Source organism: Pectobacterium polaris (assembly GCF_002307355.1).
Taxonomy (GTDB): domain Bacteria; phylum Pseudomonadota; class Gammaproteobacteria; order Enterobacterales; family Enterobacteriaceae; genus Pectobacterium; species Pectobacterium polare.
On sequence record NZ_CP017481.1, the window covers coordinates 3,513,824 to 3,535,127 of the forward strand.

The 21,304-nt window shown below is 50.8% G+C and carries 22 protein-coding genes; 7 read left to right on the top strand and 15 right to left on the bottom strand.

What is annotated here, in order from left to right; genetic code table 11:
- The first annotated feature begins 141 nt into the window (after window positions 1–141).
- The 3 genes from mlc to BJJ97_RS15870 all read left to right on the top strand — a co-directional run bounded on the left by mlc (window position 142) and on the right by BJJ97_RS15870 (window position 3,748).
- Window positions 142–1,359: a sugar metabolism global transcriptional regulator Mlc gene (gene mlc / locus BJJ97_RS15860; protein WP_095994551.1), complete on the top strand. Its 1,218-nt coding sequence runs from the start codon at window positions 142–144 to the stop codon at window positions 1,357–1,359.
- A gap of 133 nt (window positions 1,360–1,492) precedes the next feature.
- On the top strand, window positions 1,493–2,158 hold the full coding sequence (bioD, locus tag BJJ97_RS15865) for a dethiobiotin synthase (protein ID WP_010296067.1): 666 nt from the start codon (window positions 1,493–1,495) through the stop codon (window positions 2,156–2,158).
- 102 nt (window positions 2,159–2,260) lie between these two features.
- On the top strand, window positions 2,261–3,748 hold the full coding sequence (locus BJJ97_RS15870; RefSeq protein WP_095994552.1) for an MDR family MFS transporter: 1,488 nt from the start codon (window positions 2,261–2,263) through the stop codon (window positions 3,746–3,748).
- 61 nt (window positions 3,749–3,809) lie between these two features.
- Here BJJ97_RS15870 and BJJ97_RS15875 read toward each other — a convergent pair whose 3' ends face one another.
- From BJJ97_RS15875 to BJJ97_RS15915, 9 genes are all read right to left on the bottom strand, one after another.
- Window positions 3,810–4,109 (bottom strand): DUF1161 domain-containing protein, encoded by a 300-nt coding sequence (locus tag BJJ97_RS15875; RefSeq protein ID WP_095994553.1) that lies wholly within the window; start codon window positions 4,107–4,109, stop codon window positions 3,810–3,812.
- Window positions 4,110–4,213: 104 nt separating this feature from the next.
- A complete protein-coding gene (locus tag BJJ97_RS15880) occupies window positions 4,214–4,831 on the bottom strand; it encodes a hypothetical protein (RefSeq protein WP_095994554.1) in 618 nt (205 codons plus the stop codon).
- A 166-nt stretch (window positions 4,832–4,997) separates the two neighbouring features.
- Window positions 4,998–5,348 carry a DUF1283 family protein gene (locus BJJ97_RS15885; protein WP_039473112.1) on the bottom strand — a complete coding sequence of 117 codons (351 nt, stop codon included), beginning with the start codon at window positions 5,346–5,348 and terminating at the stop codon, window positions 4,998–5,000.
- A gap of 268 nt (window positions 5,349–5,616) precedes the next feature.
- Window positions 5,617–6,366 carry a bifunctional NADP-dependent 3-hydroxy acid dehydrogenase/3-hydroxypropionate dehydrogenase YdfG gene (gene ydfG, locus BJJ97_RS15890; RefSeq protein WP_095699466.1) on the bottom strand — a complete coding sequence of 250 codons (750 nt, stop codon included), beginning with the start codon at window positions 6,364–6,366 and terminating at the stop codon, window positions 5,617–5,619.
- A 207-nt stretch (window positions 6,367–6,573) separates the two neighbouring features.
- Entirely contained in the window at window positions 6,574–7,758 is a 1,185-nt protein-coding gene (locus BJJ97_RS15895) for a pyridoxal phosphate-dependent aminotransferase (RefSeq protein WP_095994555.1), read from the bottom strand.
- A gap of 309 nt (window positions 7,759–8,067) precedes the next feature.
- On the bottom strand, window positions 8,068–9,285 hold the full coding sequence (locus tag BJJ97_RS15900; RefSeq protein ID WP_095994556.1) for a glycosyltransferase family protein: 1,218 nt from the start codon (window positions 9,283–9,285) through the stop codon (window positions 8,068–8,070).
- Window positions 9,286–9,315: 30 nt separating this feature from the next.
- Entirely contained in the window at window positions 9,316–10,140 is an 825-nt protein-coding gene (locus BJJ97_RS15905) for a mannosyl-3-phosphoglycerate phosphatase-related protein (protein ID WP_095994557.1), read from the bottom strand.
- Between the two features lie 202 nt (window positions 10,141–10,342).
- Entirely contained in the window at window positions 10,343–11,305 is a 963-nt protein-coding gene (locus tag BJJ97_RS15910; RefSeq protein WP_095994558.1) for a GlxA family transcriptional regulator, read from the bottom strand.
- Between the two features lie 45 nt (window positions 11,306–11,350).
- Window positions 11,351–12,127 (bottom strand): MBL fold metallo-hydrolase, encoded by a 777-nt coding sequence (locus tag BJJ97_RS15915; protein ID WP_095994559.1) that lies wholly within the window; start codon window positions 12,125–12,127, stop codon window positions 11,351–11,353.
- A gap of 246 nt (window positions 12,128–12,373) precedes the next feature.
- On the opposite strand from BJJ97_RS15915, the gene pptA reads away from it, so the two are divergent.
- On the top strand, window positions 12,374–12,604 hold the full coding sequence (gene pptA / locus BJJ97_RS15920) for a tautomerase PptA (RefSeq protein WP_014915392.1): 231 nt from the start codon (window positions 12,374–12,376) through the stop codon (window positions 12,602–12,604).
- Window positions 12,605–12,727: 123 nt separating this feature from the next.
- Here pptA and BJJ97_RS15925 read toward each other — a convergent pair whose 3' ends face one another.
- Both BJJ97_RS15925 and BJJ97_RS15930 read right to left on the bottom strand, forming a co-directional pair.
- Window positions 12,728–14,230 carry a pyridoxal phosphate-dependent decarboxylase family protein gene (locus BJJ97_RS15925; RefSeq protein WP_039513650.1) on the bottom strand — a complete coding sequence of 501 codons (1,503 nt, stop codon included), beginning with the start codon at window positions 14,228–14,230 and terminating at the stop codon, window positions 12,728–12,730.
- 18 nt (window positions 14,231–14,248) lie between these two features.
- The gene (locus BJJ97_RS15930) at window positions 14,249–15,634 is read right to left on the bottom strand and encodes a diaminobutyrate--2-oxoglutarate transaminase (protein ID WP_193438340.1); all 1,386 of its coding nucleotides are present in this window, start codon (window positions 15,632–15,634) and stop codon (window positions 14,249–14,251) included.
- 413 nt (window positions 15,635–16,047) lie between these two features.
- Here BJJ97_RS15930 and BJJ97_RS15935 point away from each other — a divergent pair, with 413 nt between their 5' ends.
- A complete protein-coding gene (locus tag BJJ97_RS15935) occupies window positions 16,048–16,281 on the top strand; it encodes a type II toxin-antitoxin system Phd/YefM family antitoxin (RefSeq protein WP_095994561.1) in 234 nt (77 codons plus the stop codon).
- Window positions 16,282–16,311: 30 nt separating this feature from the next.
- Window positions 16,312–16,647 carry a type II toxin-antitoxin system RelE/ParE family toxin gene (locus BJJ97_RS15940; RefSeq protein ID WP_095994562.1) on the top strand — a complete coding sequence of 112 codons (336 nt, stop codon included), beginning with the start codon at window positions 16,312–16,314 and terminating at the stop codon, window positions 16,645–16,647.
- A gap of 47 nt (window positions 16,648–16,694) precedes the next feature.
- Here the strand turns inward: BJJ97_RS15940 and BJJ97_RS15945 are convergent, their stop codons facing one another.
- The 4 genes from BJJ97_RS15945 to BJJ97_RS15960 form a co-directional block, all read right to left on the bottom strand.
- On the bottom strand, window positions 16,695–17,990 hold the full coding sequence (locus BJJ97_RS15945) for a glycoside hydrolase family 10 protein (RefSeq protein WP_095994563.1): 1,296 nt from the start codon (window positions 17,988–17,990) through the stop codon (window positions 16,695–16,697).
- Window positions 17,991–17,995: 5 nt separating this feature from the next.
- Window positions 17,996–18,283 (bottom strand): VF530 family protein, encoded by a 288-nt coding sequence (locus BJJ97_RS15950; RefSeq protein WP_039555024.1) that lies wholly within the window; start codon window positions 18,281–18,283, stop codon window positions 17,996–17,998.
- 120 nt (window positions 18,284–18,403) lie between these two features.
- A complete protein-coding gene (locus tag BJJ97_RS15955; protein WP_039555026.1) occupies window positions 18,404–19,315 on the bottom strand; it encodes a LysR family transcriptional regulator in 912 nt (303 codons plus the stop codon).
- Between the two features lie 12 nt (window positions 19,316–19,327).
- On the bottom strand, window positions 19,328–20,314 hold the full coding sequence (locus tag BJJ97_RS15960; protein WP_095994564.1) for an MBL fold metallo-hydrolase: 987 nt from the start codon (window positions 20,312–20,314) through the stop codon (window positions 19,328–19,330).
- Between the two features lie 722 nt (window positions 20,315–21,036).
- On the opposite strand from BJJ97_RS15960, the gene BJJ97_RS15970 reads away from it, so the two are divergent.
- Complete coding sequence (locus BJJ97_RS15970; protein ID WP_095994565.1) at window positions 21,037–21,303, top strand: DUF3811 domain-containing protein; 267 nt, start codon at window positions 21,037–21,039, stop codon at window positions 21,301–21,303.
- Window position 21,304 lies beyond the last annotated feature (1 nt).

A 21,304-nucleotide genomic window follows, 5' to 3' on the forward strand; every position in this document is an offset into this window, starting at 1 on the left:
TCAAATATTTGACGAGTTTAGTGAAAAGCCCCACCATACCCGCAGTTTTTTTATTTTGCAGCGTGAAAAATAGTCATGCCGCAATAATAAAGATAAATTTTTCAACAGCAGTGCCAGCAATAATGAGTAGGAGCCAGGTTTGTGATAGCCGACGGTCAACCAGGACACATCGATCAAATTAAACAAATGAATGCCGGTGCAGTGTATCGGCTGATCGATAAGTACGGCCCGATATCACGTATCGAACTGTCCAAACGCGCTCAGCTCGCGCCCGCCAGTATTACCAAAATCGTCCGCGAACTGCTGGAAGCCCATCTGGTACAGGAAACTGAATATCAGGATGTGGGCAGCAGAGGGCGTCCCGCTATCGGCCTGATTCTCGATACCGAGGCCTGGCATTATCTTTCCGCACGCATCAGCCACAATACCCTGTTATTGGCGCTGCGCGATCTCAGCAGCAAGCTGGTTGTGGAAGAAGAAATCCCGCTTCCCGCCGTATCACCACAGCCGCTGCTCGACCGTATTTTGAATGAAATCGACCAGTTTTTTATTCGTCATCAAAAGCGGTTGGAACGACTAACGGCAATCGCGATTACCGCACCGGGCATGATTGATGCCAGTAAGGGCATTATTCACCGGATGCCCTTTTATGACGTTGAGGAAATGGCGATTGGCCCAGCACTGGAACAACGTACGGGGTTGCCGGTGTATTTGCAGCATGATATCTGCGCCTGGACGATGGCCGAAGCGCTATACGGCGCATCGCGCGATTGCCAAAATGTGATTCAGGTGGTGATCGACCATAACGTCGGTGCGGGTGTGATTACCGGTGGCCGCATCCTCCATGCGAGAAGTCGGAATCTGGTCGAAATCGGGCACACGCAGGTCGATCCTTATGGCAAGCGTTGCTATTGCGGCAATCACGGCTGTCTCGAAACGGTCGCCAGCACGGAAAATATGCTGGAACTGGCGCAACAGCGCATGAATACGTCCATGAGCTCGCTTCTGCATGGTTCACCGCTTAGCGTTGAGAACCTGTGTGACGCCGCGCTCAAGGGCGATCAGTTAGCCAAAGATATCATTAACGATGTCGGTCATAACGTCGGCCGCATTGTCGCCATCATGGTGAATCTCTTCAATCCCGATAAAATTCTGGTGGGATCTCCCCTGAATAAAGCGGCCAGCATTTTACATCCCGCTATTTTAGGCTGTATTCAACAGCAATCATTCCCGCCCTATAGCCACAACCTCCAGGTGGAAGCGACCCAATTCTACAATCAGGGCACGATGCCCGGTGCCGCACTGGTCAAGGATGCGCTCTATAACGGATCGCTACTGGTTAAACTGCTACAGGGATAACCATAAAGGCGTAGAGCAACAAAACATTGCGCTAACGCAAACTGCCCGAATGAGGCATAGCCTAGACTTTCACGCTTGGAAAGCATTTTAGCTGTGCTTGTTTTTTGGTATTCAGGTGGTCTGGAGTTATCCCATGTTGAAACGTATTTTTGTCACTGGTACTGATACCGCCGTTGGCAAAACAGTGGTATCCAAGGCGCTACTGCAAAAACTGGCGCTGGCAGGCAAATCGGTTGCGGGCTACAAACCGATAGCAAAAGGGTGCGAAGAGACGGAAGCGGGCCTGCGTAATAAAGACGCGCTGTTGCTACAGGCGGCCTCCACGCTGGAATTGCCCTATAACATGGTTAACCCCATCGCACTGCGGGAAGATGAAATCAGCGCCAGCGAAGGAACCATTGATTACTGCACGATGACGCAAGGCCTGCGCCACATGGGCGAGACGGCGGATATCGTGGTGGTTGAAGGCACCGGCGGATGGCGAACCGTCATGAACGATCTGCGTCCATATTCCGAATGGGTGGTGCAGGAACAGCTGCCTGTTGTGCTGGTTGTTGGCATCAAACTGGGCTGTATCAGCCATGCGCTGCTGACCGCGCAGGCGATCATCAACGATGGTTTGCCGCTGGTCGGCTGGGTCGCTAACCGTATTAACCCCGGACTGGCGAATTACGCAGAAATCATTCACGTTCTGCGGAAAAAAATTCCGGCACCGCAGTTGGGTGAATTACCTTACTTGCCACGCGCCGAACAGCGGGATCTCTCGTCTTATATCGATCTTTCTGCCGTCAGCTATTAATTTCTTTTGTCTTCTATTCCCGCTTCTCTGCGGGAATAAATTTTCTCCGTCACGCCACCTGTTATACTCACAGGCAGTTTTTCTTCTTATCCTGAAAATATAATGAAAACAGAGAATAACCCGCAGCAAACACCTGTCCCACATCGCCATTGGATTTTAATTGCCTGTATGTTGGCTATGTTCACGGCCGCGATTGAAGTGACGATTGTCGCCACCGCGCTGCCCACCATCATCGCGGATTTAGGCGGGTTTTCCCTATTAGGCTGGGTCTTTGCGGGTTATTTGCTGACGCAGTCGATCAGTATTCCAATTTATGGCCGATTGGCCGATCTGTATGGCCGCAAAAAGATATTCTTCTTCGGCATGATCGTGTTCCTGCTGGGGTCTATTCTGTGCGGATTTTCGACGCAGATGGGCTGGCTGATCGTCTTCCGCACCTTGCAAGGGCTGGGCGCGGGCGCGATTACTCCGATTGCCTTCACCATTGTTGCTGATGTGTACAGCTCGACCGAGCGCCCGAAAATACAGGGCTATTTGTCCAGCGTGTGGGGCTTTTCCGCGATTATCGGCCCGCTGCTGGGGGCGTTTATCGTGCAACACTTCAACTGGGCGCTGGTCTTCTGGGTCAACGTGCCGATTGGGCTGTTCTCCATCTTCCTGCTGGCTCGCTATCTGCCAACGATGAATGCCGTGCGCCAGCATCAGCTGGACTGGATGGGGGCGTTCTATCTGATTGTCTCCGTCGCCAGTTTGCTAATGGCGCTGCTACAGGCTGAAGTGTTTGGCTACTGGGTGATCCCACTGCTTGCGATCTCCGCCGTGGGCAGCATTTTGCTGGTTCGACAGGAAAAGCGCACGCCGGAGCCGCTGTTTCCGCTGGCGCTGTGGCGCAATCGGGTCATTATCGCCGGTAACCTCGGCGGATTGGTCGTCGGTGCCGCCATGATGGGCGTGAGCGCCTTTTTGCCAACGTTTATTCAGGGTGTAATGGGTAAAACGCCGCTGGAAGCCGGCAGTATATTGGCGATGATGTCGATTGGTTGGCCGTTGGCCAGCACGCTGAGCGGACGCTTAATGCTGTGGACGTCTTATCGCTTTACGGCAATGCTCGGCGGTATTGTGCTGATTATCGGCAGTCTGACGCTGCTAACCGTTCAACCGGACAGCAACCTTATGTGGGCGCGGCTCGCGGCATTTCTGATCGGTTCGGGAATGGGGCTAAGTAGCACAACGTTTCTGGTATCGATACAAAACTCGGTGGACTACTCCATCCGCGGCATTGCGACGGCTTCCGCCATGTTTACCCGCATGCTAGGTTCCGCGCTGGGAACGGCAATCCTTGGTGCGACGCTGAACATCAGTCTGCACTGGCGATTGCCGGACGTGAGCGATCCGCTCCAGACGCTTATGGATCCGGCCAAGCGTATTCTGCTGAGCGTCAACCAGCTCGATACGCTGGCATCGCAAGTCGCCTCGTCTATCCACGGCGTATTTATCGTTTCTGCACTCATCGCGGCTATCACGCTGCTTTCCGCCAGAATGATCCCGGCAAGACAGCGACCGGGGCAGGCTGAAACCAGACAAAAATAAGGCAAAAGAAAAGGCGCGAAAGCGCCTTTTGAACATTTACTTTGAACATCCAGAGGAAGGGTTACGGTGTGGTCGTCGGCTGACCTTCTGCTGGCGCCGGCGCACTTTCCGTATTGGCGTCACCCTCAGCATGGCGGGTGTAAACAATTTTGTATGAATCACTCTCGCAGTGACCAACCACCTGACCACTGGCCTGATTCACCTGATCGTTCGGGACGATATCCAGCGTAAAACCGGATTCTGGTACACCATTGGCGATGATTTTCTGGGCAATATCCGCTTTCACGCTCTCGCAAGATGCCAGTGCAGCCAACGGAGTAACCAGGAATAACGCGGCACCAAAAATGACGGTTTTTTTCATCTTTTGATCCTTTTCTCTGAAAAAAGTCTCTTTGAGTATATCAAACGATGACGATAACGCGAAAAAGCCACGAAATCAGGCCATCAACGATGGCCCGGAGAAGGTTAAACGCAGGGCCCGGTCGCGCAGCCATACATCATAAATAGCGGGAAAAGGACAACGGCTGGAATCATGAGGGGAGCAAGCAACACCTCTTTGCCGGAGTTATCGCTGCTGTTGATCACCACCGGAATGGGTTGCGGCAGGCGACCGTTTGTTGTCGGGCTGACCAATGAGCCTTCTTTCTCACTGAATGTGCCGTTCGCACTAAAGGTGACTTCACCTTTTCCCATTGCTGAAGGAATTCTCGCCGCGTAGAGTTCGCGTAAATCGACTTCCTGCTTTTGGGTCAATCGGCGAGTATCAATCACGTTTTTATATCTCGCGTAGACCTGGCTATTACGGAGAGAAAAATCGACCCTCACGCCAAGGATGATGTCTTTGTAATCACGATAAAACGCGTAATAGTCCTGATACTCTTTTTGAGTGCGTGCGTCGGAGAACTTATAAACGTAATTAGCAGACTCCGCGATAAGCGTCCCATTGTCATTGGTGATATTCGTGATGTTATCCGTCTTCGGATAGGTGCTTGCACACGAACTGACCAATAGACACATAACAAACACGCCCCACAGTTTGATGTGAAAAGGGCGTGAAAGTAACTGCATGAGATCCATATTCATCCTGATGCGCTCCATTTTGGATAACAATGCGGGTTCTACGATATGCGATAATCGTTGAGTTTAACGGTGATGTCACCTTCGGATGCAGGCTAATTTGCTGCACTATTTTGTTTGCTGCACTACGAAGAGAAAAGGGGAAACCCACGCCAGCAGGCGTGGGTAAAAATCAGGGAGTAACGGGGCGGCCAGTACGACGATCGAGGCAGCGATCGGTGGTGTTTTCCCAGTAAGCATTAACGTTGTAGCTGGCGTTGCATTTTTCACGCCCATCAATCGCTTTTTCCGTTTTATCGAATTCTTTCTCAACGCGGTTATTGACTTTATTACGCAGCGAGCGGGTTGAATCCCATTGCTCTTTGCTTTGACGCGCCGCTTCTTTTGACAACGCGCTGTCGCCGGAATCAACAATGATATGACGTGTCTCTGCCAGTGCGGCAGGCTGCCAGGCAGCGGAAACGATAACCAGAGAAAGCGGGATGAAGGCCCGAATCAAAGAAGAAAAAGAGTAGTGGTTCATGTTTCACCTTGACAGAACGAATGATAAAAACAAACGCCGGTGCCGCAGAACGATAAAGCGCACGGCAAGCGATAGACAACAAAAGGCGACCGCCGTTCCCTGTAACCTCCACGCTTTGTGCAAAAGGAAAGTTACCTATAACAAGAAGTATACATCCTTCGCTTCAACGGCACTATAACCGTGCAGCATCGGGTAAAAGCGATTTGTGAACCAAAAGAAAAGGGCATGAAACCGCATTCATGCCCTTAATGCGAGTACTTGATGGTTATCAGCCTTCGCGGTGTACGCTTAGCCCAGCAAAAGACTGGCTGACCGGCATCATTTCCAGCGTGTTGATGTTGACGTGTGCTGGCAGGGTGGACACCCAGAAAACGGCTTCAGACACATCTTCGGCAGTCAGCGGCGTCGTGTTGTCATAGGTTTTACTGACTTTGTCGTCGTTACCTTTGAAGCGCACGGCTGAGAACTCCGTTCCACCGACCAAGCCCGGTTCGATATTTGTTACGCGGATTCGGGTGCCGGACAGGTCGGCACGCAATCCCAGGCTAAACTGCTGCACGAACGCTTTGCTGGCCCCGTACACGTTACCGCCCGCATAAGGCCAGTTTCCTGCGGTAGAACCGATGTTGATGACGTGGCCGATATTACGCTCCACCATAGCGGGCAGCAGCGCGCGGGTCATGAACACCAGCCCTTTGTTGTTGGTGTCGATCATATTTTCCCAATCGTCGACCGATGCTTTATGCGCAGGTTCCAGACCCAGCGCCAGTCCAGCGTTGTTCACCAGCACATCAATGGCCTGCCATTCGGCTGGCAGGGAGGCAACTGCTTGTTCAATCGCCTGACGGTCACGCACATCCAGTTTTAGCGGATACAGCGCATCGCCCAGTTCCGCCTTCAGCGCATCCAGACGTTCCTGACGGCGGCCGGTCGCGATCACTTTATGGCCCGCACTAATGAATTTACGCGTAATTGACTCACCAAACCCAGCTGTTGCACCGGTAACAAAAATAATCATGCTCTTATTTCTCCCTGACCGTTTTCATATTTTGCTTGTGCCTGATATCAATATAAATAATGAAAGGCATGCGATCATTTAGCCGCGCAATTCCCCGTGGGTCAAGCGTTACTCCGGTTTCAACGATGCGGTTCAGGAATAATCGCCCCTCAGAACGAGAGGCGAATGTCGGCCACGGCGGTGCGGCAAGGTTGGTATGACGGAAGATTAAATCCAGTTCTTGTTGCGGAATTCGCGCATAGTATCCGCGACCCACTGCATTTCCTGCGGCGTCCCTAACGAGATACGACACCAGTTATCTGCTGGAGGAAACGCGCGGCCAATCAGCACGCCCGCGTCTGCCATATGCTTTTGGTAACCCTTAAGCGGCACGACCAACTGGTGGAACACAAAATTTCCTTCTGACGGTAAGTAAGGCAATTTCAGGTCATCCAGCGCTTTCAGCAGGATTTGGCGCGACACATCATTACTCTTTTTGCTGTAGGTAATGAATGCCGAGTCGTCCATAGATGCCAATGCGGCATCCACACCGCTAAAATTGATTTTTTCGCCCGCGACATACCGTCCCATCAACGCAATAACGTTGGGATGGGCGACGGCATACCCAACGCGCATACCGGCCATGGCATGTATTTTGGAGAACGTTTTGAGCAGAATAATGTTCTCTGCACCCTGCGTGATCATCGGTGAAATAGAGCGAAAACGCGGGTCATTGACGAACTCGGCATAAGCCTCATCGACGATAAACATCGTATTGGCTGGCTTGCTGGCAATCCACGGTTCGATTAAATCCGCTGGCGTAATCGTACCCGTTGGATTGTTAGGATTAACCAGATAAACGATGGAAGGGCCGCTGTAACTAGCTACGGCGGCTTTCAGCCCTTCAATATCGAATGCCCAGTTGTCGAGCATTTTGACTTTCGTGACATGAATTCCGGCAATTTTCGCAAAGTGTTCGCCGTCTCCGTAGGTTAATTCAGGAATCACCAACTGTGCATCCAGCGAGGCGTAGGCTTCAATGGCCGCTCGGATACCTTCGGACGATCCGGCTGTCAGCAAGATGGAAGGGGCTTCAACCTGATGATGCGCCGCCAGCTTATTGCCAAGCAGTAAAATTTCACTCTTTGCATAACGATTGGCTTTCACGACAGCCTCACGCGCAGCGGCTTGCGCCTTGGGCGACATACCCAGTGGGTTCTCATTGAAGTTAATACGGATTGGGTTAGTGGCCGACGGCGCGGTAAATGCGGCATTCTCAGGTTGAGTCTCGGCAAAAGCCCGCGAACTTAACCCTGTGGTTACCGCCGCCGTTCCCAGCAGGGCGCCCGAAAGTTTTAATAATGCTCTGCGTTTTGGGTTTAACACGTCGCTTTCATTGATTAAAAAATTCATCAAAACACTCTCCTTAGTTAAATAATGACAGGAGAGCTAAAGCATAAAGCGCGCCAACTTCCTTAATCGATTGAACGCTAATACCTTGTCAAATAGGTGAAATATTATTTTCTTACGACAAGTATGCCCGTCTGGCGGGAAATGCCGCGTTTTCTAATGCGTCGATTAAAGGTAAGAAAAATTGGTTGATTCATCGAGTGATTAAATCTAATGATATGAATTACTTATGCAAGGGATCCATCATGACGCATTCAATGATGCATCATGATGCGTTTGCCCTATGAGATAGCGAGTGCATAGCGGAGGGCATCACGTTTCCTGATTGTCGGCTTCTACCGCCGCATACAACCGCTCAAGGATATCGGGAAACGCAGACTGCACGCGGTTCCAGCTCGGCACAAACGGTTTATCCCCCAGGACATCGCTATAGGCATGACCTGCAAAGGTGATGACATCAGAAAATAACTCCACCGCCGACTCCTCTTTATGACGGTCGAAACTCAGGCCGTTCATACGTGCGTCATGCTCGAAAGCATCGATCATATCAAGCGCGGTGCGATAGTAGGTCGCCCGCAGGACGCGGAAAGAGTCCGTGGTGATATTCACGCCGAGAATCGCCAGCTTGCGATACAGCGCTTTTGTGATGTCCGCCGCCATGCGCTGCAATCCCGCGTTAGGATCGTCTTCAGACATCGGCTGATGTTTATGGTCGTAGCGATCGGCGATATCCACCTGACAAATACGGCGGGTTGCGGTGCCGCGATAAATTTCTGACAACACGCCAATTTCCAGTCCCCAATCGCCAGGAATGCGCAGGTTGTTCAGAATGGTGGTGCGCATCGCGAACTCGCCGGAAAGCGGATAGCGGTAACTGCGCATGTAATCCAGATAGTCGGAATTGCCGTAGACCTTTTGCAGCGATTTCAGTAACGGATAGACCAGCAGACGCCCCACACGGCCATTCAGTTTTCCCTCTGCAACACGGGCGTAATAGCCTTTGCAGAAGTCGTAATTAAAGTGCGGATTCGCCACGGGATAGAGCAGGCGAGCCAGCATCGCACGATCATAGGTGACAATGTCACAATCGTGTAAGGCAACACAGGCAGAACGACGCGATGCCAGCGTGTAGCCGACACAAAACCAGACATTCCGGCCTTTGCCGGGCTCCTCCGGTGCCAGTGACTTTTCTGCCAGTTCGTCGCTGAGCGCTTTCAGGCGCGGGCCATCGTTCCATAGAATGCGATGTCGGTGCGGCAGGCGAGAGAAGAATTTTCGGGCGTAAAGAAACTGTTCCCGATCGGCGCGATCGAGACCGATCACAATTTCGTCAAGGTAAGAAACCTGAGACAGCTGATCGACAATGTGGCTCAGCGCGGGGCCTTCCAGCTCAGAATACAGCGAGGGCAGAATCAGCCCCATACTGTTTTGCCCGGAAAATACCTGAAGTTCATACTCCAGCTCTTCCATGCTTCTCTGAGTGAGATTGTGAAAATTGGTAATGATGCCATCTTGATAAAATTCGCTCATCCTATGCTCCCATGCCTTCTTGCGGCTATGTCATGCCGAGAAATGATCGTTGCCAATAAAATGCGCCAGTCCTTCACTCCAGCCTTGAGGCCCTGAATTCTGTGTGCAATATTGCTTGCCGCTGTACGATTCAGGCAGGTTAACAATTTGATTTCCTTTGCCTTTAATTAATACGGCGTAGTCCACCGTGCATAACAGGGATATATCGTTCGGACCGTCTCCCAGACCAAGCGTTTTGACGTCAGTACCGTATTTCTCGATATACTGTGTTTTTATCCAGTTAACCATAAATCCCTTACTCGTTTGGGCACTCATGGCGTGATAGAAACGACCACCTTGGGTCAGAGTCAGCCCCGCTTCTGCCAATAACTGGCAAAAACGCGGTAGGGCATTTTGCTCGTCCAGCCACAGCAGCGGTTCAGTGGCTTCTCGCTGTTGCGCGCGTTTGGCGTCTTGCGCGGTTAATCCCGTCATTTCTGCTATTTCCGTACTGCTCATATCGCCAAAGCCTTTGAAACGGAAACCGGATGCGCGTAGCGATTCCAACTGAGCGCGGATAACGGAATACTCTGCACCCATCCTCTTCCTTGGATAATCAGGATGTGATTGCCATGTTGGCGGCAGCACGGCAATAGCGCCGTTTTCCGCAATATAGGGATACGGTTCCAACCCGAGCGCCCGCCGTAAGGGCTCAACTTCGGCCGCCGTTTTACTGGTGGTGATAATCAGTGGAATTCCCTCATTCGCCAGCCGTGTAAGCCACTGTTGCGCGGCATCCCACCGATAAGTTTCATGATCTAGCAACGATCCATCGAGATCGCTGAAGATAATCAGCGTCGTATTACGCGTTTGCATGGGTTCTCCATGTTTTATCGTGGATAAACAGAGAGTAACGATGGACGATTAACGTTAGTCAGAAAGGGCGTGTGTTTGTCAGTGAAGTGTTGTGTTTGTGGTATTGATGACTGTGAGCATCATCACACTTTAAGGATAGGTGGCAATCCGTATCTTCACCAATAATATAATGATCTGGCTATTTTTCGGAAGACGATACACATCAGCGGGTGCTTCTTTTATCCTGAAACGTTTTACGCCAGTCGGTCGGGCTCACGCTAAAACGCTGTTTGAACTGCTGGCGAAAGGTTACCGCTGACTGAAAACCCACGCTATCCGCAATCGCTTCGATGGAGTGAGATGTCGATTCCAGTAATGTCTGGCTATGATGGAGCCGTTCCGCCGTTAGCCAGTCGCTAACCGTCATGCCTGTGGCTCGGAAGAAATGTCGGGTAAATGTCCTGCGGCTCATCTGCACGCGGCTTGCCAGCGCATCCAAAGAGTGGGGCGAACGGAGATGGCTGCGCAGATAGTCCAGCAGCTGATTGATTTTACTATCTCGCGTATTTTCCGGCACCGGATGTTCAATAAACTGAGCCTGCCCACCTTCACGGTAAGGTGGGATCACCAGACGGCGGGCGGCACGGTTAGCAATAGCGCTGCCGCAATGTTGACGAACCAGATAAAGGCAGCAGTCTATTGCCGCCACCGTGCCCGCAGACGTAATCAGGTGTTCATCTTGGACATAGAGCGCGTTGGTATCCAACTGCACATGAAGAAAGCGGGCGATAAAATCCTGCTCAAATGCCCAGTGTGTCGAGGCACGGCGTCCATCTAGCAATCCGGCATAAGCCAGCACATAAGTTCCCAGACATAATCCGGCGATCTGTGCTTTGCGGGTTGCGGCAGCGCGTAACGCATCCAGAAGCGGTGCAGAAGGGCGCGTCTCTGGATGGCTCCAGTAGGGAACCACGATCAAATCGGCGTTTTGTAACGCGGAAAATCCGTGATCAACGTTGATAGAAAACCCGTGCTCTGATGCCACCATGCCCGGTTTTTCCGCACAGAAAAAAAGCTCAAATTGTTTTTCTTCATAGAGCATGTCGCTGAAAACCATACCCGGTATAGATAAATGAAACGGGCTAAAATTCTCGGAGACAACCACCGCGACGGTCAGCACAGCCATAATAGCCCTCATCAAATCATCAATAGGTTCCGGTTACTGTCCGGCTCAGAATTGCACGCTTTCGCCATCGTTCGGTACGTGCGCGACGGACTGAAGCCTTTCTTCATGCAAATAGTCACGCAGCTCAGCACGGCTCAGAAGGCAATGGTTCACCGCTTCCATATGTGTCGCGACTATCGCCGCATTGGGTACGAGCTGATGCACACGCCGTACATCCTCTTTTCCCATGATAATGGAACCGAAGCCGGGAATGACCGCATTGCCGATATTCAGCGCCACCACATCGGGCGTGTGATGCGTCAATGCAGCAATAACATGCTGATTCCAGACGGTATCGCCAGCCAGATAAAACGATTTCTCATGCGCATGCTGGAAGATAATCCCGCAAACGTCACCTAGTCGTTCCGCCATCTGTGGATTAGCATAGGTTTCATCAGAACCGTGTTGGCCGGACGTTTTGATCAGCGTTATGCCGTCATATTCCGTCTGCTCATCCAGTACACGCACCGAGGTAAATCCCGCTTGCCGAATGAGGCCAGCATCCTGCGCATTTTGGCTGAAGATCGGCATCGTTTTCGGGATAGCGTCGATGGCTGCATCATCCCAATGGTCGAGGTGCGTATGCGTCACAATCACGGCATCAACATCCAGAATTGTCGCCATAGGCAGGGGAAGATCGACCAGTGGATTACGCAGATGTGCATTTGCTGTTCCCGGGAAGCCGGGATAGGTCGCCTTTGGTGCCAGCATCGGGTCAATCAGAAACGTTTTCCCACCAAATTCCAGTCGTAATGTCGCATTGCGAATCTGCGTTATTTTCATCTTATTGCTCCCATATCCGGTTAACTGGCAGCGCTGTTACGCGCCAAACAGGAGCAGTATAAGAATCTGACAGATCGCTAACAGTGGCCTGAATGACACACTTCGATGAGTTTAGGCCAATTTGTCTCGAGCGGATTGTTTATCATCGGGCTAACTATCCTATTGCCGTCTTCATGCACACTAGCTATCTTAACTCACTGGCTAGCTTAACCAACGTGCGGTTTCATCAATGAAAAGGACCATTCCATGCCCCATATCGATGTCAAACACTTCCCAAGGAATCTGTCTGAAGAAGAGAAGAAAGCCGTCGCGGAAGATCTTGCTGCGGTCCTGAAGAAGCATTTCGGTTCTTCCGACGAATCGCTTTCTGTCGCGTTAAACGAAATCCAGCCGGAACGCTGGAAAGATGACGTTTACGATCCGTTCATCAAACCGCAGTTGGATACGTTGCCGAAAAAGCCGGGATATTCGTATTAATTTGCCCCGCATCCTGGCGCATTAATTGGCCTGCTCCGAGACTTTCCAAGGGGACGGTGTAGAACGGAAAAAGCCGATAACCTATTATTGTTATCGGCTTTTCATGATGCGGTAGAGCAGGGATTAGGCTGTCAGCAACGGCTGTGCCGTGCTTTCAACCAGATCCAGCAGGACTTTGACATCGTCCAGGCTGACCGTTGGGTTCAGCAACGTCAGTTTCAGGCAGGTAACACCGTTAAATTCGGTGACGCCTACGTTGGCACGACCTGATTCCAACAATGCATCGCCAATGCGTTGGTTAAGCAATGCGATAGTCGCGTCATCCGCGGTCGCCAGCTGTTGCGGGCGGAAACGGAACAGAACGCTTGCCAACTGTGGCTGCATCACCAATTCCAGCGAGGCATGTTCATCCACATACTGTGCAACCTGCTGTGCCAGCGTAACGCCGTGATCGATGATCGCCGCGTACTGCTGTTGGCCTAATGCTTCCAGACCCATCCACAGTTTCAGCGCATCAAAACGGCGCGTCGTCTGCAATGATTTCGACACCAGATTAGGGACGCCCTGTGCTTCATCGAACTCAGAGTTCAGGTAAGCCGCCTGATAGCGCATCAGCTCATAGTGACGCGCTTCTTTCAACAAGAAAGCGCCGCAGCTGATGGTCTGGAAGAATTGTTTGTGGAAATCCAACGTAATGGAATCCACCAATTCAATGCCGTCCAGATAATCGCGATACTTCTCGGACAGCAGCAGTGCGCCGCCCCAGGCTGCATCAACGTGTACCCAAATCTGATGTTCTGCCGCCAGTGTGGCAATCGCCCGTAAAGGATCGATCGCACCCGCGTCAGTGGTACCGGCCGTCGCCACAATCGCCAGAATCTGCTCACCGTTAGCCTTGGCCTGCGCCACTTTCTCTGCTAAATCGTTCAGATCCATCCGCGCGAAGCGATCGGTTTTCACCAGCGTAACGCATTGATAACCCAGACCCAGTAAAGCCATGTTCTTTTGCACCGAGAAATGGGCATTTTCAGAACAGAACACTTTAATTTTCTTCAGGTTACCAACCAATCCATCTTGCTGGATCGAATGTCCCTGACGGGCAAAGAAGGCATCACGCGCCAGCATCAGCCCCATCAGGTTACTCTGGGTGCCACCGCTGGTGAACACGCCAGCATCGCCAGACTGATAGCCAACTTGAGTACGCAGCCATTCAATCAGCTTCATTTCGATGATGGTCGCTGACGGGCTTTGATCCCAGGAGTCCATGCTCTGGTTCGTGGCGTTAATCAAGACTTCCGCCGCCTGACTAACCACCAGACTCGGGCAGTGCAGGTGAGCGACGCACTGTGGGTGATGCACCGACAGGCTGTCTTTCAAAAAGTACTCAATTGCACGCTCGATAGCGGCCTGGTTACCCAGGCCCTGAGGATTAAAATCCAGCGTGATGCGCTCACGCAGTTCAGCAACGGTTTTCCCCTGATACATCTCAGGCTGTTGCAGCCACTGCATGACGGCTTGGCTACTCTGCGTAATCGCTTCCTGATAGGCTTCGATACTCTGTGCAGAAGAGGCCAGAATCGGGTTGATTTTTGTTTCCACTGCTTCTGTTTCCACTAATTGGGACATCGTGGTCATTCGCTCCACTCAGACTGGCTTCACGCCAGCAGACAGCAGGGCGTTTTCAAATTTATCCAGGAAGATTTCCAATTCAGCATTGCTGATCAGCAGGGAAGGCAGCAGACGCAGAACGCAACCATTACGGCCACCGCGCTCCAGAATCAGGCCAGATTCAAAGCATTTTTTTTGCAACAGGGCAGACAGTTCGCCGTCAGCCGGGTAACAACCCATGTGATCCTGCGCTTCATTAGGCTTAACAATCTCAATCCCGATCATTAATCCCAGACCGCGAATGTGGCCGATCACCGGATAACGTTTTTGTAGCTCAGCCAGCTTGGCTTTCAGCCATTCGCCTTGCTCAGCGACTTTGTTTGCTACTTGGTTGTCTTTGAGGTGCTTCAGCGTCGTCAGGCCGGTTGCCATCGCCAGTTGGTTACCACGGAAAGTACCGGTATGGTGACCCGGAGCCCAGGCATCGAACTGCTTCTTGATACCCAGTACGGCTAATGGCAAGCCGCCACCCACTGCTTTAGACATCACGATGATATCTGGCTCAATACCAGCATGTTCAAAGGCAAAGAATTTACCGGTACGTGCAAAGCCCGCCTGCACTTCGTCGATAATCAGCAGAATACCGTGTTCCTGCGTGACTTTACGGATGCGTTGCAACCACTCGACAGGTGCCGGGTTAACGCCGCCTTCGCCCTGAACGGCTTCCAGAATGACCGCCGCCGGTTTGCGTACGCCACTCTCAACGTCGTTGATCAGGTTTTCAAAGTAGTAGGTCAATGCTTTCACGCCAGCGTCACCGCCAATGCCCAGCGGGCAGCGGTACTGATGCGGATAAGGCATAAACTGGACTTCAGGCATCATGCCGTCGACCGCTTCTTTCGGTGACAGGTTACCCGTTACCGACAGCGCGCCATGCGTCATGCCGTGGTAGCCGCCGGAGAAGCTGATCACACCAGCACGACCGGTGTATTTTTTTGCCAGTTTCAGCGCAGCTTCAACAGCATCGGCACCAGAAGGGCCCGTAAACTGGAGGCAGTACTCTTTGCCCTGACCAGGCAGTAAGGAAAGCAGATACTCGGAGAACTGATCTTTCAACGGTGTTGTCAGATCAAGTGTATGTAACGGCAAGCCGCTAGTAATGACACGTTGGATGCTTTGCAGCACGTCAGGATGGTTATGTCCAAGCGCCAGCGTTCCCGCCCCGGCCAGACAATCAAGATATTGATTATTCTCAACATCGGTGATCCACACGCCTTCGGCTTTCGCAATTGCCAGAGGCAATTTGCGTGGATAACTCCTCACGTTCGATTCAAATTCAGCTTGTCTTGCCAAATAGGTTTCATTGTTTCCGTTTAATGAATTCGCACCTAAACTGTCAATACGGACTTTATCCGTCATCATATCTCTCCTACAACCGTGAGCTCGCAGGCAACCACAGTTGAATAAATGAATTAAACACGTAACCACTATAAGAAAAACGCGGCCAATATAGGTTTTTTCAGTCACCGACTCAATGATTTATTTCGTTTCGAAACTTTTATTTTTTCACATAAAAATCAACTGGTTGATTGGTTTTTTACGAATCATGATGTCATGGCTACTTTACATGCTTATTAAATAAGCAAAAAAAATCCGCCTACCGCAGAATTCTTGAACCGAAAAAGCGGCAATAAGAGGGATAAACAGCACGTTTAGCTATAGCGATCAGGGAGAAAACGACAAGTAAGAGAGAGGCATGATCATGCTTTACACATTGTTTTCAGTCTATATAAAGACTAAATTAAGACTGGAATCGATATCAGGAGGAAAGCATCATGAAGATCGAGACGATTAGCTATATAAAGAAAAACGCAGCCACGCTTGACCTCGCTGAACCTATTCTGGTGACCCAGAATGGCGTTCCTGCCTACGTTATTGAATCCTACGATCAGCAGCAGGAACGGGAAAATGCCATTGCACTGCTGAAGCTTCTAACGCTGTCTGAGAAAGACAAAGCTGAAGGAAAAGTGTTCAGCAGGGGGCAATTGCTGGATGGGCTGGAATTCTGAACTGACAATGTCATCAGGAAGGGACGCTAAATGGAAGAACCGAGAGTAGCGATAGAATACACCTCGACGGTCAGAGTCTGTATCAGCGATATTGTCAGCCATCTCCGCCGTGTTAATGTAGAACCCGGCCCGGTGATCAATGAAATTCTGGACCAATTTGAGAGTAAAATCCGGCAGTTTCCTTTGAGCTGTCAGATCAGCCCAGAACTGTTGAAAATCGGGTGCGGAAAATACAGGGAATATAATACTTCGGGAGGATATCGAGTCCTCTATTCAATCGAAAATAATCTGGTTACCGTCCACGCTCTTCTTGCTCACCGACAAGATATTCAGCAATTATTATTTAAGCGCTTGATTCAGGCATGAATCAGTACCAGAGGAAGGGGCAGAGGTTTTGAAGCCTCTGCCGTTCGTTAAATTGGATTCCAGCGGTTTCTGAGATAATTAACCGCTTCCTGGGTCTGTGGTTGATTGAGATAGTTCTCTCTGAACAGAATCGTCCCGTTGATTTGTGGCACAGACTCATTCAAATCGAGCTGCTTTTTCAGCTCCGGCACGCCGCCATTTATCGTCCAGTCAGGCTCATTCTTTGAAGGCTCACCCACTTTATACAGCGCAACGCCAATATAGAGGCGCGTATTTGTGGGCTTCACCACATCCGCCCACCATTTTGCCAAGACATCATAGCGAGCCGCATCGCGCGCGAAGGGCCAGTAGATCTGCGGGGCAATGTAATCCAACAGCCCTTGTTGCACCCACAGGCGGGTATCGGCATACGCTTCATCGTAGGCGGCCGCACCTCGCGTGTCGGAACCTGCTGCATCGTGTGATCTGTTGCGCCATACGCCTGCTGGGCTGACGCCAAATTCAACCTCGGGTTTCAACTGCTTGATAGTGCGCGACACCTGCTCAATCAACAGCTGTGTATTGTGCCGCCGCCAGTCTGCCTTTGAGCCAAATCCCTGACCCTGTTTTTTAAAGGTTTCACTATCGTTAAGCATCGAGCCGGATGATTCGGCATAGAAGTAATCATCGAACTGCACGCCGTCAATAGGGTAACGCGCAACGACTTCGGCCACGATACTGGTGATCCAGTTTCGCGCTTCCGGAATGCCCGGGTCGAGTACAAAGCGATCGCCGGCGGTGCGGATCCAGTCACGATGCAACACAAATACGCTGGCCGGATTTTGCGACAAGGTGCGATTTAGCTCTGTCACGGTTGACGATTTAGTGTTAACGGAGACGCGATAGGGATTAAACCAGGCATGGACTTTCATACCGCGCTTGTGCGCTTCATCCAGCATGAACTGTAGCGGATCGTAGCCCGGATCCTCACCAATCTTGCCCGTTAGCATATCTGACCAGGGCAATATTTTAGAAGGCCAGAGCGCGGTACCATCAGGCTTAACCTGAAAAAATACGGTATTGATACCGAGGCTTTTCAATTTATCCAGCTTGCCTGTCAGCGCTTCCTGCTGCTGAGTGATACGTATAGCAGGACTGCTGGCATTAACGGATGCCACCGGCGGCCAATCCAAGCGGGAAACGGTCGCCAGCCAAACACCGCGCATGGGTTCCTTATTCTGCTGATATTTCCCTGGAAGCGGCTGTTTAACAGGAGGAAGTGGAGTGACAAGCGAACTCGGAGGTTTAGACGCGCAACTGACAAGTAGAAGCGCAGCGGCAATCAGTACGACTGGCTTTTTCACGTTGGTTAGCTCTTATTTCTGCGACTATTAGCCCAGGGATCAACAGCGCTATCATCTGGTTTTACGGGAGCGGAACCGTCCAGAGAATCAAGGTACAGTGCTTCAACTTCGGCACGAGCCCAAGGTGTCCGACGCAGAAACTTTAAACTGGATTTAACGCTTGGATCGCTTTTAAAGCAATTGATGTTGATCCGTTTACCCAACTCAACCCAGCCAAAACGGGCAACCAGCGCATTGACTTGCATTTCAAGCGTGACGCCATGCAAAGGATCTTTAGAAGTATGAGTTGTCATGTAACGTCCAGTAGTTTCAGGTTTTTGTGTTCAGGATTCGGCTTGTAGCAAAGGAAGGTTACAAGAAAGCGGGGCGGCCAGCAATGCTATTGCCTGATGCAGACCACCGAAACGTTATTACTACGGCTGGAGGCCTGCGGCATTAAGCAGTTGTGAACGAAGCCAGATATTAGCCGCATCGTGGCTATTTTTCGGATGCCAGTACATGCTAATGGTAATCGGCTGTAGCGACACCGGTGGGGGGAAAATGTCGAGCGTCTGGGTAAAACGTTGCAGCATTCGTTTGGGCAGCGTACAAAGCAGATCCGTACCCGCTACAATTGGTGGCGCCATCGCGTAGCTTTGTGTGGACATCATCACGCTGCGCTGATATCCCAGACCAGCCAGCGTTTGATCGACAAAGCCGGTAAACGGATCCCCTTCCGAGGAAACAACCAAATGGGGAAGGGCACAATAGCTTTTCAGATCAAGGTGATCTGTTCCTCTCGGGTGACCTTTACGCTGAGCTGTCGCAAATTCATCGTCGAAAAGCTTGCGTCTGATCCAACCATCGTGTGCTCCGGCATTTATACCAATGTAGATATCAATCTCCCCATTTTCCAACTGCTCAGGCAAATGAGCGATTTCCGGCAGGGCGAAACGTAATCGAATACCCGGAGCAGCAGCATTAAGCTGGTTAAACAAGTCTGCACCCAGCATTAGGGCGGGATTTTCATGCAGGGCAACCACAAACGTCCGGTTGCTGTTTGCCACATCGAAATTCATTGGCTCTAACATTGCCGATATGCCTCGCAGAACGTTCGCGACCTGTGGCCGTAGCGACTCGGCTCTTGGCGTGGGTAAAACCCCACGTCCGTGTGGGGAAGGAATAAACAGTTGCTCGCCAAAGATCGTCCGCAGACGCGCCAGTCGTGCCGACATCGCCGGTTGGCTAATCCCCAGCCGTGCGGCAGCGTGCGTGATGTTCTGATCTTTTAGCAATGCATCTAACGTCAGCATCAGGTCGATATCGATGTCTGAAAATGGCGTCATTTTGTTATCCGTTTACTTTGTGCCAGAGGCAGCTCGATTGGTATAGGTGATAGGCACCCATGCATAGCCGCCCTGTTCGTGTCGGGCGACATAGCCGATGCCGGGGAACGGCAGATGTGGTGCCGCGATAAGGTCTTTGTTTTTCGCAAAATTTTCAAACGCATGGTTGCGTACACGCGCAGCGCCATCCTGATCCTCATCGTACGCGATAGTAACATTGGGCTGTGGGAACTGCACCGCAGCAACGTGGATGATATCGCCGACAAAGGTCATTTTTTCACCTTCGCTTACCAACGTATAGAACGCCGATCCTGGTGTATGGCCGGGATGTACCGTACCGGTAATACCGGGTATCAATTCGGTAGAACCTGAAAATGGCACGATTTTTCCGGCATCCAGATAGGGCTGCAAGGTTTTTTGAGCGATATCGAAATAACTCTGGTCGTAGCCCGTTTTTTGCTGATTGGCATTATTAAAGAAAAAATCAATGTCAGGTTTTCCCACGAACACGCGCGCATTAGCAAATACACGTTGACCATCCTTGACCATTCCGCCTGAATGATCGGAATGCGCATGCGTTAGTAAAATATCAGTAATATCTTGCGGATGAATCCCTTGCGCCGCCAGACTGTCAATCAACTGACCACCATTACCAGGGCCAAATAATTGCCCGGATCCTGTATCAACCAGTATTTTTCGGCCGGGTAAGGTAATCAGAAATACATTAATAGAGGCTTCAACCGGATTGGCCTGAAAATTTTTAGCCAGTAATGCATCGGTGTTCTGTGTTGTCGTACGCCGCAGCAGGTTATGAAGATCTTGCGCGACGCTGCCGTCGGTGAATGATGTGACAAGAATTTTGCCGACCTGAACACGATAGCCGCCGGCTTGCTGTTGAACGGTATGTTGAGGCACGTTGGCCAGAGACTGAAGAGCAGGGTAGAACAGTAACGAACTAGCTAGAAGCATTGATGCCGTAGATTTTCTTGCAGTAAACATGATGGACTCCTTACGAAAAACCTCATGTTATTCCTCCAAGATTTTTTGAGAACACGCACCAGATTGATACGACCCATCCATATAGTGGATGATAGGTCAGGTTTGGTTATCGTGCATTTATCTTATTTAACATAATATACATTATGCGAACCCAAAGAGGCATTCGTATAAACTGGCCGTTCCACTGAGCAAATCCCTACATCCGCAAAAGGCAGCAAAAATTCTCCCCCGTACCAATCCTGAGCGCGGCTCCAGTCAGGCAACAATTTTCCACGCCGTGCCAACCTACTGGTGTTTTTCGTTTCAGCTGTACTAATCGAGAACTCCACGACACTGTGCAGTGGCAAATCCCATTGGCAGGCCGTCAAAAAACGTTTTTGCGCTTCTGTTCCAGAGATTTTAGCGAAGTAAACCGCTGTTTCTCAATAGATATAAAGGTTAAATCGATGGCGCTTCTGCCGGCATGCGGTACGCTTTGAAATCAGGTGCAAAACATGACACGAAGGCATCGATGTCATGTTCGTTATAGGCCTTAAATTGTGCCGCTACGGCCGATTCTGGTGACATCATTTTTCCCCACTATGTGTTTTCTACTGTGCCTGAATAAATAAGTTGTGTGCCAATTATCAAGAAATCAGGAAGGCTTGAGGTACGATTTCTCTGGGCCTCAGAGCGTTTTCCTCTACAATGTATTTCCTAGCCCGCTTATCAGGTTCATTCCCATGCAACGACTGACTCAGAAAGACATGACTGAAAGTGAACAACGTCAGCTTAAGACGTTACTCGATCAGGCACGAAAAAAACAGGACCGCACGCTGACCAACTCTGAGAGCAATCATATTAAAGATGATTACATCGATAAACTGATGAAGGAACGTGAAGCTGTAGCAAAACAGGCGAAGGCCGAGAAGAAGAAAAATAAGTTTAAACCTGATTCCTCAGCGACATATGAATGGTCAGCCAGTACAAATCTACGGGGCCGCCGCTAGT